Source organism: Aliamphritea spongicola (assembly GCF_017051665.1).
In the GTDB taxonomy this organism is placed as follows: Bacteria; Pseudomonadota; Gammaproteobacteria; order Pseudomonadales; family Balneatricaceae; genus Amphritea; species Amphritea spongicola.
Genome location: NZ_JAFIDL010000003.1, coordinates 314,272 through 330,040 on the forward strand (window position 1 = coordinate 314,272; position 15,769 = coordinate 330,040).

The following is a 15,769-nucleotide window of genomic DNA, read 5'->3' on the forward strand; positions in this document are numbered from 1 at the left end:
TTTAGCGTTATAATTATGGTAGACGTTTTGGTCTACAGTATTGTATACAGTTTTTTTGGGATCACCTAGTATCTCTGATATCGAAATGGTTGGGTCAGGCAGGTTTTAAATCGAGTGATGGCAGAAGTGGATAATTTTAAAGTGGGGGTGCTCATGCTGAACACCCGGTTTCCCCGTTTACCCGGCGATATTGGTAATCCGGATTCATTGCCTTGTGAGGTGATTATCCGACGGGTGGATGCGGCCCGGGTGGATAATGTAGTTGGCAGTGAAGCGCCGGAAGCAACCTTACAGCAGGTTCTGTTAGAGGCCGGTGATGAGTTACAGGCACAGGGCATTGATCTGCTGGTGACGTCCTGCGGTTTTCTCAGTTGCATGCAGGATGCGCTGGCAGCACGCTACTGGGTACCGGTGATAGCCAGCTCGCTGGTGCTGATGCCTTTTCTGCGCACGGTCTACGGCCCGGCGGAAATCGGTGTACTGACCTTCGACAGCCGTAAGCTGACTGAACTGCATTTTAATGGCTGGTTTGATGACCAGATCTGTATCGGCGGTATTGAGCATGGAAAGGAGCTTCACCGGGTTATCAGCCAGGATGAAACCGAACTGGATGCCGGGCTGGCGGAGCAGGATGTTTTAATGGCTGTGGATGCTCTGCGTCAGCGCCAGCCTGATATGAAAGTAGTGGTGCTGGAGTGCACCAATTTATCCCCTTACCGGGGGGCGATTAAGCGGCATACCGGGTTGCCTGTGTATGACCTTATGACGGCGATTAACTGGGTCAGAAAGGCTCACTTGTAAGGATTTGGGTGAGTGTTAACGATACATTTCTCTTCTATGTGAAAAGTTTTTTCCACTTTATTGTCCGCTGATCAGATGCCGGACCCGGCAGGGACTGCGGTTACTCTTCCGCATGTCTCTGTTCTCTATATTATTGATTCCATTATTTTATTTATTTCATCCAGGGGTATTCACAAAGCGTATACGGGATGCGTATACGTATCATGCATAGGGGGGACATACGTATCCTGTATAGGGGTAGTTAGTATTTCGATTGGTGAAAATCAGGGGCTTGGTTAGGCTGTATTGCTAGACAAGAAGGGGCTAACCCCACGGAGTCGGTGGTCGGCTCCATAAGAATAACAACGAAACCTTGATAGGATTTTTTCCCATGATGAAGAGAACAGCAAGTTTACTTGCCGGTGCATTGCTCAGTATGTCTGCAACTGCGCTGCAGGCTGAAACCCTGAAGATGGCATATGATGCTGACCCGGTAACGCTTGATATTCACGAGCAGCTTTCCGGCGGTATGCTGCAGCTTTCCCACATGGCATTTGACCCGTTGATTCGCTGGGACCGCAACCTGGGCTTTGAACCGCGTCTGGCTGAAAGCTGGGAACGTGTTGATGATAAAACCGTTCGTTTCAAGCTGCGTGACGGCGTAAAGTTCCATTCCGGTAATGCGCTGACTGCTAAAGACGTTGAGTTTACGTTTGAACGTCTGAAAAACTCTCCGGACTTCAAAGGCATCTTTGCTGCATTCGATAGTGTGAATGTTGTTGACGATCTGACGTTTGATCTGGTGACTAAAGAGCCGTTCCCGCTGGTACTGAACAACGCAACGTACATCTTCCCGATGGACAGCAAGTTCTACTCCGGTAAGGATGAAAACGGTAATGCCAAAGACATGCTGGTTAAGCACGGTAACTCTTTCGCATCACGTAACATTTCCGGTACCGGTCCGTTCACTGTTGTTTCCCGTGAGCAGGGCGTACGTACTGAATTTGCCCGTAACGCTGATTACTGGGATAAAGATTCCAAAGGTAACGTTGATAAGATCATCCTGACGCCGATCAAAGAAGCGCCAACCCGTGTTGCAGCGCTGCTGTCCGGTGACGTTGACTTCATCATGCCGGTACCGCCAACCGATCATAAGCGTATCGACGGTAACGATAAGGTAGATCTGGTAACCATGCCGGGTACCCGTATCATCACCTTCCAGATGAACCAGAACCGTGTTGAAGCACTGAAAGACGTTCGTGTTCGTCAGGCAATCGTTCATGCGATTAACAACGAAGGTATCGTTAAGAAGATCATGCGTGGTTTCGCAACACCTGCTGGCCAGATGAGCCCTGAAGGTTACCTGGGTTACAACCCGGATCTGAAGCCGCGTTACGACCTGAAGAAAGCTAAAGAGCTGATGAAGGAAGCCGGTTACGAAAATGGTCTGTCTCTGACCATGATGGCGCCAAACAACCGTTACGTGAACGATGAAAAAATCGCTCAGGCAGTTGTTTCTATGCTGGCTAAGATCGGCATCACTGTTGACCTGAAAACTATGCCTAAAGCGCAGTACTGGCCAACCTTCGATGAGCGTGCAGCAGACATCATGATGATCGGCTGGCATGCAGATACCGAAGATTCCAACAACTTCTATGAGTTCCTGTCTGCGTGTCCGGATGCTGATAGCGGTCTGGGTCAGTACAACAGCGGTAACTACTGTAACCCTGAAGCTGACAAGCTGATGATGCAGGCTAACGTTGAAACCGATCCGGCCAAGCGTGCTGAACTGATGCAGCAGATTGAACAGATGCTGTACGATGACGCTGCTTTCATCCCACTGCACTGGCAGAATCTGGCGTGGGCATCTGCTAAAGGTGTAGAGATCGAGCCGGTTGTTAACAAGATGAACTTCCCTTACCTGGGTGACCTGGTAATCAAGCGCTAAATCGCTCTCTGCAGCCTTCGGGCTGCAACCGGGGGCTCAGTTCGCCAATTGAATTGAGCCCTCCATTCCTGATCAGATAAACTACTGAATTATAACTACTCGCTAGCCGGGACGGCATGCTTATGCCCGAACGGAAATACTTATGTTTGCAGGCTGAATTCTATGTTCGCTTTTTTAATCAAACGCTTAGCACAAGCTATCGTGGTGATGTTTGTTATCAGCATCATCAGCTTTTCGATACAGGACAACCTCGGTGACCCGCTACGGGAACTGGTGGGGCAGTCGGTATCAGAAGAGGAACGTCAGGCGCTTCGTGATGAGCTGGGACTTAATGACCCGTTTCTGGAACGTTATCTTCGGTTTGCTGAGAATGCTGTCCAGGGTGACCTGGGGACATCTTACTTTTTTAAAGAACCTGCCCTGCAGGTGATTCTTGCCAAACTGCCGGCCACACTGGATCTGGTGTTTGGTGCCACCATTATCATTATCGGTTTTTCTGTACCGCTGGGGGTATATGCTGCCATTAAGCCCCGCAGCTGGTTTTCCAAAGTGGTCATGGGCCTCAGTACTGTGGGGATTTCGATTCCGGTATTCCTGACAGCCATTGGCCTGATTTATCTGTTTTCTATCGAGCTTGGCTGGATGCCGTCATACGGCCGTGGCGAAGTGGGCCATATCTTTGGCTGGGATACGGCGTTTGCGACTGCTGACGGACTGGTGCATCTGGTGCTGCCATGTATCACCTTGGCGTCGATCATGCTGCCGTTGTTTATCCGTCTGATCCGTTCGGAAATGATGGAAGTATTGCAGTCTGAATACGTGAAATTTGCCCGGGCGAAAGGCCTTTCACCTACCCGTATTTACTTTTTGCATGCCCTGAAAAATACCATGCTGCCGGTAATCACCGTCGGCGGTGTGCAGATCGGTACCATGGTGGCTTATACCATTCTGACTGAAACGGTATTCCAGTGGCCGGGTATGGGCTTCCTGTTCCTGGAAGCGGTAAATCGGGTGGATACGCCGCTGATCGTTGCTTACTTAATCGTTGTTGGTGCGATTTTCGTCATCACCAACACCATTGTTGATTTGATTTATGGTTTGGTTAACCCAACCGTGAAACTGTTTGGGGGCAAATAATCATGACTCAGACATCTTCTGCACTGGCGGATGAAGCGCCAACTATGATGCAGCGATTTGTGAAATCGCATTTCTGGCACAGTTTTAAAATTGACCGTGTGGCTCAGCTGAGCTTCATGGTATTCGTCGCCTACGTACTGATGGCGTTACTGGCGCCACTGCTGGCACCGTTTGATCCGTATGATCCGGCCAGTATTGATATTATGAATTCTGAGCTGCCACCGAGCTGGCAGGAAGAAGGCGAATCAGATTTCTGGCTGGGTACTGATGCCCAGGGCCGTGATCTGTGGTCAACCATTCTTTACGGCACCCGGGTATCCCTGACAATCGGTATCTGTGCGGTACTGCTGCAGGCCTTACTGGGTATCTGTATCGGTCTGGTGGCCGGTTATGTGGGCGGTAAAGTAGACAGCCTGCTGATGCGGATGGCCGACGTACAGCTGTCTTTCTCAACCATGATGGTTGCCATTGTTGTACTGGCGGTTTTCCAGGCAACCTTCGGTACGCAGCTGTATCAGGATCTGGCGATGGTGATGCTGATTCTGGTAATCGGTATTGCGGAATGGCCGCAGTATGCGCGGACGGTGCGGGCGTCTGTACTAGCTGAAAAAGAAAAAGAATACGTGGATGCTGCCCGGGTCATGGGCCTGCGGGCACCGCGGATTATGTTCCGTCACATTCTGCCGAACACCCTGTCGCCGATTCTGGTTATCTCAACGGTGCAGGTGGCAAACGCAATTATTTCTGAGGCCGCGCTGTCCTTCCTGGGGCTGGGTATGCCGGTGTCTCAGCCGTCACTGGGGTCGCTGATCTCCAGTGGTTTTGAATTTATCTTCTCCGGTATCTGGTGGATCACGGTGATTCCGGGTGTGGTGTTAGTGGTGCTGGTGCTGGTAATGAATTTACTGGGCGATTGGCTGCGTGATGTTCTGAACCCGAAGCTTTATAAGGGGTAAGCCAATGGCATTATTAGAAGTTAAAAATTTAGAAGTCAGCTTTGGTCTGCGCAGCGGCGCCGTAAAGGCACTGCGGGATATCAACTTTACTCTGGAACGCGGCGAGCGAATCGGTGTTGTGGGTGAGTCCGGTGCGGGTAAGTCAGTATTGGGGTTCTCTATTCTGAACCTGATTTCCCAGCCGGGCCGGATTACCGGTGGTGATGTCCGTTTTGAAGGTAAAAGCCTGCAGAATCTGGAAGACAAAGATATGCGTACCATCCGTGGTAACCGTATCGCGATGATTTTCCAGGATCCGATGATGACCCTGAACCCGGTGCTGACCATCGGTGATCAGATGGTTGAGTGTTTGCTGGCCCACCGTGAGATCAGCAAGTCGGCAGCCCGTAAGATTGCCCTGCAGAAACTGATGCAGGTGCAGATTCCGTCACCGGAAAAACGTCTGGATCAGTACCCCCATGAATTATCAGGCGGTATGCGTCAGCGGATCGTCATTGCGATTGGCCTGCTGATGGACCCGGATCTGATCATTGCTGATGAACCAACCACTGCACTGGATGTGACCATTCAGGCGGAGATCATGGAACTGATGCTGGAACTGTGTGAGCGTAACAACGTTGCCCTGATCCTGATTACCCATGACCTCGGGGTGGTTTCCCAGGTTACCCAGCGCACCATGGTGATGTATGCCGGCCGGGTAATCGAGCAGGGGCCAACCAAAGAAATTATCAATGATGCTCAGCATCCTTATACCCAGGGGCTGATTAATGCCCTGCCACAGATGGGCGTACGCGGTGAGCGTTTACAGCAGATTCGCGGCTCAATGCCGACCCTGCAGGCGATCCCGAAAGGTTGTGCGTTCAGTAACCGTTGTGACTATGCCACGGAGCGTTGCCGGGTGATTCCGGAGTTTACCCGTTCCGGCGGATGTCTGGTGGCATGCCACATGGTTGAAGAGATGGTTGCGCAGTCTGAGAACAAGGCGCAGGAAGGGGGAGCATAAGGTGTCAGCACAAGAATCAAAGCAGTCATTGCTGCAGGTCCGGGACCTGTACAAACGCTTCTCTATTTCCGGTGATTTTCTGGATCAGTTGCGTTTTGAAGGTGGCAAGATTAAACGCCATCAGGAATTTGTTCATGCCATTAACGGTGTGGATCTGGATATCTACAAAGGTGAAGCCCTCTGCGTGGTGGGTGAGTCCGGTTGTGGTAAGTCGACAGTTGCCCGTACGGTGATGGGGCTGCTGGAACCCAGCGGCGGTTCTGTCAGCTATGATGGTCAGCGGATTGATAATCTCTCTGCCCAGCAGATGCTGCCATACCGCAAGAAGATGCAGATGATCTTCCAGAATCCGTTTGCGTCGCTTAACCCGCGGATGACAATTACCGAAACCCTGTCTGAGCCGGTGAAATTCCACAACCCTAAGTGGTCCCGGATGGAAGTTCGGGACAAGGTGCATGAGGTGATGCACTCGGTAGGGGTTGATCCGAGCTGGGGCGTGCGTTTCCCACACGAATTTTCCGGTGGTCAGCGGCAACGGATCAGTATTGCCCGTGCTCTGGCTGTCGACCCGGAATTCATTGTGGCGGATGAGCCTATTTCGGCACTGGACGTATCCATTCAGGCGCAGGTACTGAACTTGATGATGGATGCTCAGGAACAGCGCGATCTGACCTATATGTTCATCACCCACGATTTATCCGTGGTGGAACACTTCGGTACCCGGGTGGCGGTAATGTATCTGGGAACGCTGTGTGAAATCGGTGATAGCCATACGGTGTTTGATCAGCCACGGCACCCGTATACCAAGGCGCTGTTGTCTGCGATTCCGAAACTGGCGGACGACCGTCCGAATCACATCAAGCTGCAGGGTGAGGTTTCCACACCGGTGAATCTGCCAAGCGGTTGTGTATTCCATGGCCGCTGTCCTTACGCGAATGACCGTTGCCGGGAAGAAAAGCCCCAACTTATATCAACAGATGGTGGCATTAAGGTTGCGTGTCACGCCGTAGAAGAGCAGCGTATCGATTAATACGTCATAATACTTATTCTTAAGTACGTATATCACATTCGAGCCTAGCCAAAGAGAATAATGATTATGCTTACCGTTAGCTGCGCGTTTGACGCGGGTAATATTGAGGTGGTGGATCAGCGTAACCCTGCGGATATTCAGCTGAATATCCGTAAGGATCATCAGTCTGATTTTTTTCAGTGGTTTTTTTATCGTGTTCAGGGCGCTGCCGGCCAGCCGCTGCGTATGCGTTTGCTGAATGCCGGCCAGGCCGCCTATGTGGATGGCTGGGAAGATTATCAGGCTGTGGCTTCCTATGACCGGGAGCACTGGTTCCGGGTACCGACCCGTTATGAAAACGGTGAATTGGTGATTGAGCACCAGCCGGAAACCAATAGCCTGTATTACGCGTACTTTGCACCGTATAGCTATGAACGTCATCTGGATTTGCTTGCCTGGGCGGAACAGCACGACAATTGTCGCAGTGTCCGCTTGGGGCAAACCCTGGATGGTCGTGATCTGGATTTGCTGGTGGTCGGTAATCCGGCGGTGGCTAAAGCTGCTGTCTGGGTAACTGCCCGGCAACATCCCGGCGAAACCATGGCCGAGTGGCTGGTGGAAGGCTTTCTGGAGCGTCTGTTTGATAATGACGATGCACAGGCTCGCCGTCTGAGTCAGCAGTTGGTGTTTTATGTAGTGCCGAATATGAATCCGGATGGTTCCGTCCGGGGGCATTTACGGACCAATGCAGCCGGGGTGAACCTCAACCGGGAGTGGATGACACCGTCCATGGAACAGAGCCCTGAAGTGTATCTGGTACGGCAGCAAATGGCTCTGACCGGCGTAGATCTGCACCTGGATATCCACGGTGACGAAGCCTTGCCATGTAATTTCATTGCCGGTCAGGAAGGCATTCCGGATACTTCTGAGGCGATTCTGGCGGCAGAGCAGCGTTTCCAGGAAGTGCTGATGACGGCTAATCCTGACTTCCAGATGGAAAGGGGTTATGAGCCGGGCGTCTTCGGTGAAGAAACTCTGACCATGTGTTCTAACTGGGTAGGCCAGCATCATAACTGTCCGGCTATGACGCTGGAAATGCCGTTTAAAGATTATGACCTGCAGCCGGATCCGGTGCAGGGCTGGTCAGCCGGCCGTTCTGCGAAGTTAGGTGCCAGCTTGTTAGACCCGATTGCTGACTGGTTACAGAGCCGTGACCGGGCTGCGTCCGGAGATGCCTGCTAAATGGAAATTCGCTGGCTGGAAGATTTTATCGCCCTGGCGCGTACGCGGAATTTTTCCCGTGCCGCGGATGACCGTAATGTTACCCAGCCGACCCTGAGTCGCCGGATTAAACTGGTGGAAGAGGAGATGGGCGTGACGCTCATCGACCGTAATACACTGCCGCTGTCGTTAACGGCAGCGGGGGAAGTGTTTCTCGCCTCAGCGGAACAGATCTCCCGTATTCATCATGATGCTAAAAGCCGCTGTAAGGATATTCTTGAGCAACAGAGTAACCGGTTGACATTCGCGGCTACCCAGTCCCTGTGTCTGGGGTTCTGGAAATCCTGGCTGATGCCACTGGCCGATGATCTTGATGTTGATATGGTGCACAACCTGAAATCCACCACCTGGATGGGCGTGGATTTTGTTGAGGCGCTGAGTAACAACGAATGTGATCTGGTGTTGTGTTACTGGCACCCGACTATCGACTTTTTACAGCCATTGGCTGATGAGCGTTTTGAACATATTCTGGTGTGCCAGGAACAGCTGGTGCCGGTGACGGCGCTGGATGACGAGGGTAAACCTCTGTATCAGTTACCCGGTAGCAAGCGTCACCCGGTACCGTTTATCGGTTACCACGATAATGCCTTTCTAAAGCCAGTAATACGCAGCTTCCTGCAACGCCGTGAGCCGGCACCGCATCTGCTGACGATGAATGAAAACGTGAACTCTGTTAGTGCGAAGGCCATGGTGAAAGAAGGCTTTGGTCTGGGCTGGTTGCCTACTACCTTGCTGGAAGACAACTTCCGCTATAACCGTCTCGATTTTGCTGCTGATCAGAGCTGGAATATTCCGGTGGAAATCCGGCTGTACCGCTCGCGGCTCAATCAGAATCAACAACTACAAAAACTCTGGCCCCATTTACAGCGAACCCTACCCTTAGAAAAGGTATCGCTGGCGGCGGGCGACGATCATAAGGTTTCGGTTAACTCATGAATCAACAGGCCTATTTTTCCCACCTGAACCGACTGCAGCAAACCACAGAAAGCCTGCTGGCTGACGCTGGTTTCGACGGTTTGCTGATTGGCTCGGGCGGTTCGTCCCTGCGTTTTCAGGACGATTACAGACATACCTATAAAGCTAATCCGAACTTTGTTCACTGGTTACCGTTTCTGACCCAGCACCCGGGCTGCTGGTTGCAGATTCAGCCGGGAAAGAAGCCGGTTCTGTATTTCGTGATGGCGGATGATTTCTGGCATGTCACGCCGGAATTGCCTGCAGATTGGTGGGCGGAAGCCTTCGAGGTGATTGCGATTAAAGATACTGCTCCGGTTACGCAGGATAATCTTGCCGTGGTGGCTGAGCACATGCCGGCGTTTGCCCGCGACAGCTGGACACATAACCCTCAGGCACTTATTCAGCAGTTGCACCGGGTGCGCCGGGTGAAGTCGGAGTGGGAGCATGACTGTTTGCGCGAAGCGAATGTTCTGGCGGTGAAGGGGCATTTGCGGGCCGAGCAGGGCTTCCGTGCCGGTGAGTCTGAATATGAGATTCATCAGGGGTATCTGGCAGCGATCGCACATAACGAAAAACAGCTGCCTTATGACAACATTGTCGGGCTGAATGAGCATGCTGCTGTGTTGCATTATCAGTGGCAGGACCGCACGCTGCCAGATAAGCACCGTACTTTGCTGATTGATGCCGGTGCGAACTATCTTGGCTACGCGGCGGATATTACCCGTACCTATGCCGCTGAAGACGGTGTGTTTGCTGATTTGCTGGCTGCGATGGAACAGGCACAACTGGATACGCTGAACGACATGCGTGCAGGTGTCAGCTATGTGGACCTGCATCTGGGGATGCACCGTAAGATTGCCGGTATTTTACAGCAGGCTGGCATTGTTCGGGCTTCGGCAGATACTCAGCTGGAAGAGGGCGTGACCCGGGTATTCTTCCCGCATGGTCTGGGGCATCTGTTAGGCATTCAGGTACATGATGTGGGCGCCTGGCAGCATGATCAGCTGGGTACTGAGCCGGCACCGCCTGCGGATCATCCGTTCCTGCGCTATGCCGGAGACCTGGAGGCCGGCAGTGTGTTAACCGTTGAGCCGGGTCTGTATTTCATTCCCAGCCTGTTGCAGACCTTACGTCAGTCGCCGGTTGCGGAACTGATTGACTGGTCACTGGTGGAGCACCTGCTGCCATTTGGTGGCATCCGGATTGAGGACAATGTGCTGATTACTCCTCAAGGTATTGAAAACTTTACCCGTGATGCGTTTGCCGCAGCACAGTAAAACCACCTTTTAAGTACCGCCGGGACTTGGATGCTGGCAGCGCTCATATTATAGTGCAAGTGATGTAGGGCCGTTTGTGGCCTGATATGCAGACCGGTGAAAGTACCCGGTCTGTTTCCCTGATGTGTCACCGGCAATGACCGGCCACACAGAGCATTTTTTGTAGGATCTTATATAGATGCGTGAGCAAGATAATCTGGAAGTCCCGAGTTTCGGACCGGCTGATCCCAGCCTGGTGAAACAAGCCCCTGAAACTAAACTGGGTGAAGGCGTGATTGCCCAGTCTGTCAATGCTGAGCAGGCGAAGAAGGGTAGGGGCTTTATCCTGATGGTGGTGTTACTGCTGGCAGCAGTGGTTGCCGGTCTGGGTTACTGGGGAAAGCTGCAGCAGGATCAGATACAGCAACAGCAGGCATTACTGGCTGATCAGTCAAAACAGGTTGAAGATTTATCCGGTCAGATCGTTCAGTTACAACAGTTACTCAAAAGTGCTGAAAGCAGTGTCGAGCAGTCTGATGAGTCTTTGCTTGAATGGGTAAATAACCGTGCAGCGACGGCGGATCAGAAAATTCAGGCGCTCGCTGAACAGCTGACAACCTTGCAGGCGAAAGTGGATAAACAGGCTGCTGAGGAGCTCACTAAACAAGCCGCAGCGCTGGATAAACTGAATGCCGGTGCAGCGGAGCAGGCTAAATCTCTGGATACCCTGACCACCCGTCTGGTTGCCATTGAAACTCTCAGTGGTGAGCTGGAAGCGGTGAATAAGTCTGCGGCTTCAAGCCAGCAGGGCATTGATAAACTGAGTAAAGATCTGGCCGGGGTAAATGCCGGTCTGGATAAGAAGATTAAGTCTGTCAGCACCAAGCTGACGAGCCTGGAAAAAAGTCTTGCAGCGCAGGATAAATCACTTAAGGCAGCGAACAAGAAACTCAGCGGTAGCACTGGTGCCGACAGCAAACAGCTGGCTCAGGTGCGGGCTGATCTGGCTGCTTTGAGTGCTGACTATCAGATTTTGTCGGAAGGTCAGGAGCTGCAGCGGGTAGCTTTATCCCAGCAGGGTAAAGATCTGAACCGCCGTATCGATCAGTTAGGCTCGCAGGGCAACCAGGGCGGTGCAACTGCTGCGTCACTGGAGCGCCGGGTGAAGATCAATGAACAGGCTGTTAAAGCCATAGACGGTTCCCGTCTGGTACTGAACAAGGAACTTTTGCGGATTCGCCAGCGTCTTAATAATCTCCAGTTACAGGTGGAAAGCCTGCAGTAAACGTCGCACGCAGGGGACACATTTTGATGACTCTTTGTGATGAGAATGTGTCATCCCTGTGTAAGAATACAGAGCCTGACATCCTCCGTGTCAGGTTCATTTAACTGAAGGAAAATAGTACGTAATGGAAATTCGTGCCTTTTTTGCTTTACCGCTTCCCGGGGCTGTTGCCCGTTCTCTTGCCGATCATGCTGATACACTTTGTCAGTTTGATAAGCATGTAGAGGTTAACTGGGTCGATTCAGAATGTTATCATTTAACCCTATGCTTCATGGGGAATATAAGTCTCGAGCAGGTTGATCGTCTGGAACAGATAGCAGGTAAGCATCTTGCGGATTTCCGCTCTTTTCAGGTGCACATTAATACCTCCCAGTACTACCCGGTTAATAAGCATTTATCGCTGATTGCGGCCATGAGTCCTGAACATCAGGCGCTGAGCCAGTTGAATAAACTGATGATGCAGGTTGCTCAAGAAGCGGGCATTGCTTATACCGAGGAAGACTTTCAGCCACACATCACGTTAGGCCGCTTACCGGCAGAGAACCGGTTCAATGTACCGGAGCACTGGCCAGAGCTTGATCTTATCAGCCTGGCAGACGAAGTGATCCTGTACCAAAGTAAACCAGGCGAGCGTGGTTCGATCTATACCCCTTTATTTGAAATCCCTTTGCAGGATATGGCCTGATGTAAGCTCTGCTGATTCCGGCGCATCCTGCTATTAAGCAGAGACTTATGATGTTTAAGCCTGAATTACTTTCTCCGGCGGGTACGCTGAAGAATATGCAGTACGCGTTTGCCTACGGCGCCGATGCCGTGTATGCCGGCCAGCCCCGTTACAGCCTGCGGGTGCGTAACAACGACTTCAATCTTGAAAAGCTCGAGCAGGGCATCAACATTGCACACCAGCAGGGTAAGAAGCTCTATCTGGCGAGCAATATCATGCCGCACAACAGCAAGCTGAAAACTTATATCGATGATTTGCGCCCGGTGATTGAAATGGGGCCTGATGCCCTGATTATGTCCGATCCCGGCCTGATCATGATGGTCCGTGAAGAATGGCCGGATGTGCCGATTCACCTGTCTGTACAGAGTAATACCATGAACTGGGCCAGTGTAAAATTCTGGCATCAGGCCGGTGTTGAGCGGATTATTCTTTCCCGCGAGCTGTCACTGGACGAGATCGAAGAAATCCGTGAGAAGTGCCCTGAAATGGAGCTGGAAGTCTTTGTGCATGGCTCTTTGTGCATTGCCTATTCCGGCCGCTGTCTGCTGTCCGGTTATATTAATCACCGGGATCCGAATCAGGGAACCTGCACCAATACCTGTCGCTGGAAATATGATGCCCATGAAGCGGAACAGGATGCCAGCGGTGATCTGATTCCGGTACAGAACTTTGATCCGGCTGCGGCTGCTCAGCCTGACCTGGGCATTGGTGAACCGACTGATAAGATGTACCTGCTGCAGGAAGAGACCCGCCCGGGTGAGTTTATGCCTGCGTATGAAGATGAGCATGGTACCTATATCATGAACTCCAAGGATCTTCGCGCTATCCAGCACGTGCCCCGTCTGGCCAAAATGGGTGTACATTCCCTGAAAATTGAAGGCCGTACCAAGTCACATTACTACGTTGCCCGTACCGCTCAGGCGTACCGCAAAGCGATTGATGACATTGCTGCCGGCCGGCCGTTTGATATGGGGCTGATGGATACCCTGGAGAATCTGGCAAACCGCGGTTATACCGAAGGGTTTTACCGTCGTCATGTGCATGATGAATATCAGAACTATGAGAACGGCAGCTCTGTCGGTGTACATCAGCAGTTTGTTGGCGAGATCATCGGCCGTGATGAGCAGCAGGGAACCATCGATGTTGAAGTGAAAAACCGCTTTGCCGTCGGTGACCAGCTGGAACTGATGACGCCGTCCGGTAACCACACCTTTACTCTTGAACAGATGGAAAACCTTAAGGGCGAAGCGAAGGATACTGCACCGGGTTCCGGTCACTTCATGCGCATTCCTGTAGATTTTGCAGCTGACATGGAATATGCGTTGCTGATGCGTAATCTGCCGAATGCGCCGGGGTTTAAAACCGCTGAAGCATCCTGATTTTCCGGGATAACCACACTTACCGGGACACTGACATTGCAATGATTACCATGGCAGAAAAGTATCGGACTGGCCGCGCACTGCGGCCATTTTCATTTATAGGCGTGGTCACATATACCATTGCCGCTCATACAGCTGATTTGGCCAAGGGGCTGATGTGTGTTTTGGCTGACAAAGTTGCGACCGGCAGCGTATTTTTTACTTATCATCTGTCATCAGTTTTGTCTGCAAACCATGGTTTATCTATGGATGTGGAAATGATTGCTGAGATGACAGGTGCTTTGGAAAACTGATAAATAAACTGGCAGGCGGACACGTTTTAAGCTTTGTAAAAGTAGTACCGACCAGCGGGGATTTCTGCCGGACCTTCGAGTTGGGTAAAACCAACCAGTGGTTGGCTGGAGATCAGAAGGCCACCTTCAACCATGATAGCCTTTATCAGAGGGCTTAAGGCGGCTGCTTCCGCTTCGTCTTTATCATCTACACCGATTCCCAAGTCATAATGCGCGAGGGAAATACTTATATTATTGTTTTTCATTTGTTTTATAGTTTCATCCACCTCGCCTTGCAGAAAACTGCCATCTGGTGGAATGCAAGATGGGTGACATTGTAAGACCCGATCGATAACCCAAATTTTTTTGTCAGGCGCCGTTTCGCGTAAATGATCATAGGTACGACCATTTCCAAGACCGATTTCCACAAAGTCGCCTGCAATATCTTTTGTTCGTTTTACACCCCATTCCAGGCCGATTTTTTGCGCAGTAATTCTTCGTATCATGCTTTCTAATCTGCTCATATCTGTATTCTTTATCCTTTGGTTCTCTTGGACACCATGTACTCTGATACTTTATTACTAAAGCAGTAATAGACGCTTTTCGCATAATTTTGATAAATTCTGTTGTAGACTGCAGCACGGCTTCGTCATGAGCCAGATGATGCGTGAGCGAACCAGACGCTGCGGTATTGTTTGGGTGCCTGAGGCGACATCTTGTAACAGATATACATGCTATTCCGGTAGATTTTGCTGCCGACATACAATATGCGTTGCTGATGCGTAATCTGCTGAATGCACCGGGGTTTAAAGCCGCTGAAGCATCCTGATTTTCTGGGATAACCACACTTACAGGGACACTGACATTGCAATGATTGCCATGGCAGAAAAGTATCGGACTGGCCGCGCACTGCGGCCATTTTCATTTGCAGTTGCCATGGTTACCTGTCTGACAGGCACTGTGGCAGCGACTGGCGTAGCAGACATCCACTGGTTACAGGCCGTCAGCCTGCTATGTGCCGCGGTGCTGTTACAGGCCGGGGTTAACCTGATTAATGATTATAGCGACTTACCTCAGCTTGCAGGGGATGCACAAAGTTGCCGGCTGATCCGCAAGAATGTCCGCATTGCTGCCGTATGTTTTGCAGCAGCTTCAGCCGTTGCACTGTATTTTGTTCTGCTCAGAGGGTGGCCTGCCTTGTTACTGGTGTTAACCGGTATGCTGGGCGCACTGGGTTATACACTTGAGCCCCTAAACCTGAAGCGTCGTGGTTATGCCGTGGCCGCGGTGTTCTGGCTGATGGGGGTACTGATGGTGTGCGGCAGTTACTATTTTCTCACCGGCCGGCTCGATGGCAGCATAATACGGTTGTCTGTCCCTGTTAGTCTGCTGACCAGTCTGCTGTTACTGGCCAATGAGATCCGGGATTTCGAAGCTGACCGAAAGCAGGGCTGTCGGACATTGACGGTGCGGGAAGGGCTGGCTGCAGCAGTCAGGCTGTACCGACAGGGGCTGGCACTGGTGGTGGTCAGTTGTTTTGTGCTGTACCTGACGGGTGATTTGCAGATCTTCTGGCCACTGCTTTTATCTGCCCCTCTTGGAATCCCATTATTGGTGATGGTCGGTCTAGGTCAGCACGCCCGTCAACAGTTGCCACCGGGCACTGGCCGTTTTTTTCTGCTCTTCGGATTGCTTTACCTTACCACTTTGTGAACATCCCGGTTGACCTGCGCAGATCGCCCCCATACCTTAGGAGGATAATAAATAATAACTTTCTAACAG

At 51.5% G+C, this 15,769-nt stretch carries 15 protein-coding genes; 14 read left to right on the plus strand and 1 reads right to left on the minus strand.

Features of this window, described 5'->3' with window-relative positions:
- Positions 1-117: 117 nt before the first annotated feature.
- From JYB63_RS11435 to JYB63_RS11495, 13 genes are all read left to right on the plus strand, one after another.
- Positions 118-801, plus strand: a complete 684-nt coding sequence (locus tag JYB63_RS11435; RefSeq protein WP_243431977.1) for an aspartate/glutamate racemase family protein — start codon at positions 118-120, stop codon at positions 799-801.
- A 373-nt stretch (positions 802-1,174) separates the two neighbouring features.
- The gene (locus JYB63_RS11440) at positions 1,175-2,728 is read left to right on the plus strand and encodes an ABC transporter substrate-binding protein (RefSeq protein ID WP_205658373.1); all 1,554 of its coding nucleotides are present in this window, start codon (positions 1,175-1,177) and stop codon (positions 2,726-2,728) included.
- Positions 2,729-2,890: 162 nt separating this feature from the next.
- Positions 2,891-3,865, plus strand: coding sequence for an ABC transporter permease (locus JYB63_RS11445; RefSeq protein ID WP_205657989.1), 975 nt, complete (start codon positions 2,891-2,893; stop codon positions 3,863-3,865).
- 2 nt (positions 3,866-3,867) lie between these two features.
- Positions 3,868-4,821, plus strand: a complete 954-nt coding sequence (locus JYB63_RS11450) for an ABC transporter permease (protein WP_205657990.1) — start codon at positions 3,868-3,870, stop codon at positions 4,819-4,821.
- A gap of 4 nt (positions 4,822-4,825) precedes the next feature.
- A complete protein-coding gene (locus JYB63_RS11455; protein ID WP_205657991.1) occupies positions 4,826-5,824 on the plus strand; it encodes an ABC transporter ATP-binding protein in 999 nt (332 codons plus the stop codon).
- 1 nt (position 5,825) lies between these two features.
- Positions 5,826-6,854, plus strand: coding sequence for an ABC transporter ATP-binding protein (locus JYB63_RS11460; RefSeq protein ID WP_205657992.1), 1,029 nt, complete (start codon positions 5,826-5,828; stop codon positions 6,852-6,854).
- Positions 6,855-6,920: 66 nt separating this feature from the next.
- Positions 6,921-8,075, plus strand: a complete 1,155-nt coding sequence (locus JYB63_RS11465; protein WP_336510877.1) for a M14 family metallopeptidase — start codon at positions 6,921-6,923, stop codon at positions 8,073-8,075.
- Positions 8,076-9,050, plus strand: coding sequence for a LysR family transcriptional regulator (locus tag JYB63_RS11470; protein ID WP_205657994.1), 975 nt, complete (start codon positions 8,076-8,078; stop codon positions 9,048-9,050). It begins immediately after the preceding gene.
- The gene (gene pepQ / locus JYB63_RS11475; RefSeq protein ID WP_205657995.1) at positions 9,047-10,348 is read left to right on the plus strand and encodes a Xaa-Pro dipeptidase; all 1,302 of its coding nucleotides are present in this window, start codon (positions 9,047-9,049) and stop codon (positions 10,346-10,348) included. Before JYB63_RS11470 ends, pepQ begins: the two co-directional genes overlap by 4 nt.
- A 178-nt stretch (positions 10,349-10,526) precedes the next feature.
- Positions 10,527-11,612, plus strand: coding sequence for a coiled-coil domain-containing protein (locus JYB63_RS11480; RefSeq protein WP_205657996.1), 1,086 nt, complete (start codon positions 10,527-10,529; stop codon positions 11,610-11,612).
- Positions 11,613-11,736: 124 nt separating this feature from the next.
- Complete coding sequence (gene thpR / locus JYB63_RS11485) at positions 11,737-12,297, plus strand: RNA 2',3'-cyclic phosphodiesterase (protein ID WP_205657997.1); 561 nt, start codon at positions 11,737-11,739, stop codon at positions 12,295-12,297.
- A 50-nt stretch (positions 12,298-12,347) separates the two neighbouring features.
- A complete protein-coding gene (gene trhP / locus JYB63_RS11490) occupies positions 12,348-13,715 on the plus strand; it encodes a prephenate-dependent tRNA uridine(34) hydroxylase TrhP (RefSeq protein ID WP_205658374.1) in 1,368 nt (455 codons plus the stop codon).
- 41 nt (positions 13,716-13,756) lie between these two features.
- On the plus strand, positions 13,757-14,008 hold the full coding sequence (locus tag JYB63_RS11495; protein WP_205657998.1) for a hypothetical protein: 252 nt from the start codon (positions 13,757-13,759) through the stop codon (positions 14,006-14,008).
- 26 nt (positions 14,009-14,034) lie between these two features.
- On the opposite strand, the gene JYB63_RS11500 is transcribed toward JYB63_RS11495, so the two are convergent.
- Positions 14,035-14,511, minus strand: coding sequence for a class I SAM-dependent methyltransferase (locus JYB63_RS11500; RefSeq protein ID WP_205657999.1), 477 nt, complete (start codon positions 14,509-14,511; stop codon positions 14,035-14,037).
- A 355-nt stretch (positions 14,512-14,866) separates the two neighbouring features.
- Here JYB63_RS11500 and JYB63_RS11505 point away from each other — a divergent pair, with 355 nt between their 5' ends.
- Positions 14,867-15,700, plus strand: coding sequence for a prenyltransferase (locus JYB63_RS11505; protein WP_205658000.1), 834 nt, complete (start codon positions 14,867-14,869; stop codon positions 15,698-15,700).
- Positions 15,701-15,769 lie beyond the last annotated feature (69 nt).

What these genes read in the sequence shown, in the direction of transcription:
- JYB63_RS11435 (WP_243431977.1), top strand. Translation starts at nt 118, where the DNA reads ATGGCAGAAGTGGATAATTTTAAAGTGGGGGTGCTCATGCTGAACACC.
- JYB63_RS11440 (WP_205658373.1), top strand. Translation starts at nt 1,175, where the DNA reads ATGAAGAGAACAGCAAGTTTACTTGCCGGTGCATTGCTCAGTATGTCT.
- JYB63_RS11445 (WP_205657989.1), top strand. Translation starts at nt 2,891, where the DNA reads ATGTTCGCTTTTTTAATCAAACGCTTAGCACAAGCTATCGTGGTGATG.
- JYB63_RS11450 (WP_205657990.1), top strand. Translation starts at nt 3,868, where the DNA reads ATGACTCAGACATCTTCTGCACTGGCGGATGAAGCGCCAACTATGATG.
- JYB63_RS11455 (WP_205657991.1), top strand. Translation starts at nt 4,826, where the DNA reads ATGGCATTATTAGAAGTTAAAAATTTAGAAGTCAGCTTTGGTCTGCGC.
- JYB63_RS11465 (WP_336510877.1), top strand. Translation starts at nt 6,921, where the DNA reads ATGCTTACCGTTAGCTGCGCGTTTGACGCGGGTAATATTGAGGTGGTG.
- JYB63_RS11470 (WP_205657994.1), top strand. Translation starts at nt 8,076, where the DNA reads ATGGAAATTCGCTGGCTGGAAGATTTTATCGCCCTGGCGCGTACGCGG.
- pepQ (WP_205657995.1), top strand. Translation starts at nt 9,047, where the DNA reads ATGAATCAACAGGCCTATTTTTCCCACCTGAACCGACTGCAGCAAACC.
- JYB63_RS11480 (WP_205657996.1), top strand. Translation starts at nt 10,527, where the DNA reads ATGCGTGAGCAAGATAATCTGGAAGTCCCGAGTTTCGGACCGGCTGAT.
- thpR (WP_205657997.1), top strand. Translation starts at nt 11,737, where the DNA reads ATGGAAATTCGTGCCTTTTTTGCTTTACCGCTTCCCGGGGCTGTTGCC.
- trhP (WP_205658374.1), top strand. Translation starts at nt 12,348, where the DNA reads ATGTTTAAGCCTGAATTACTTTCTCCGGCGGGTACGCTGAAGAATATG.
- JYB63_RS11495 (WP_205657998.1), top strand. Translation starts at nt 13,757, where the DNA reads ATGATTACCATGGCAGAAAAGTATCGGACTGGCCGCGCACTGCGGCCA.
- JYB63_RS11500 (WP_205657999.1), bottom strand. Translation starts at nt 14,511, where the DNA reads ATGAGCAGATTAGAAAGCATGATACGAAGAATTACTGCGCAAAAAATC.
- JYB63_RS11505 (WP_205658000.1), top strand. Translation starts at nt 14,867, where the DNA reads ATGGCAGAAAAGTATCGGACTGGCCGCGCACTGCGGCCATTTTCATTT.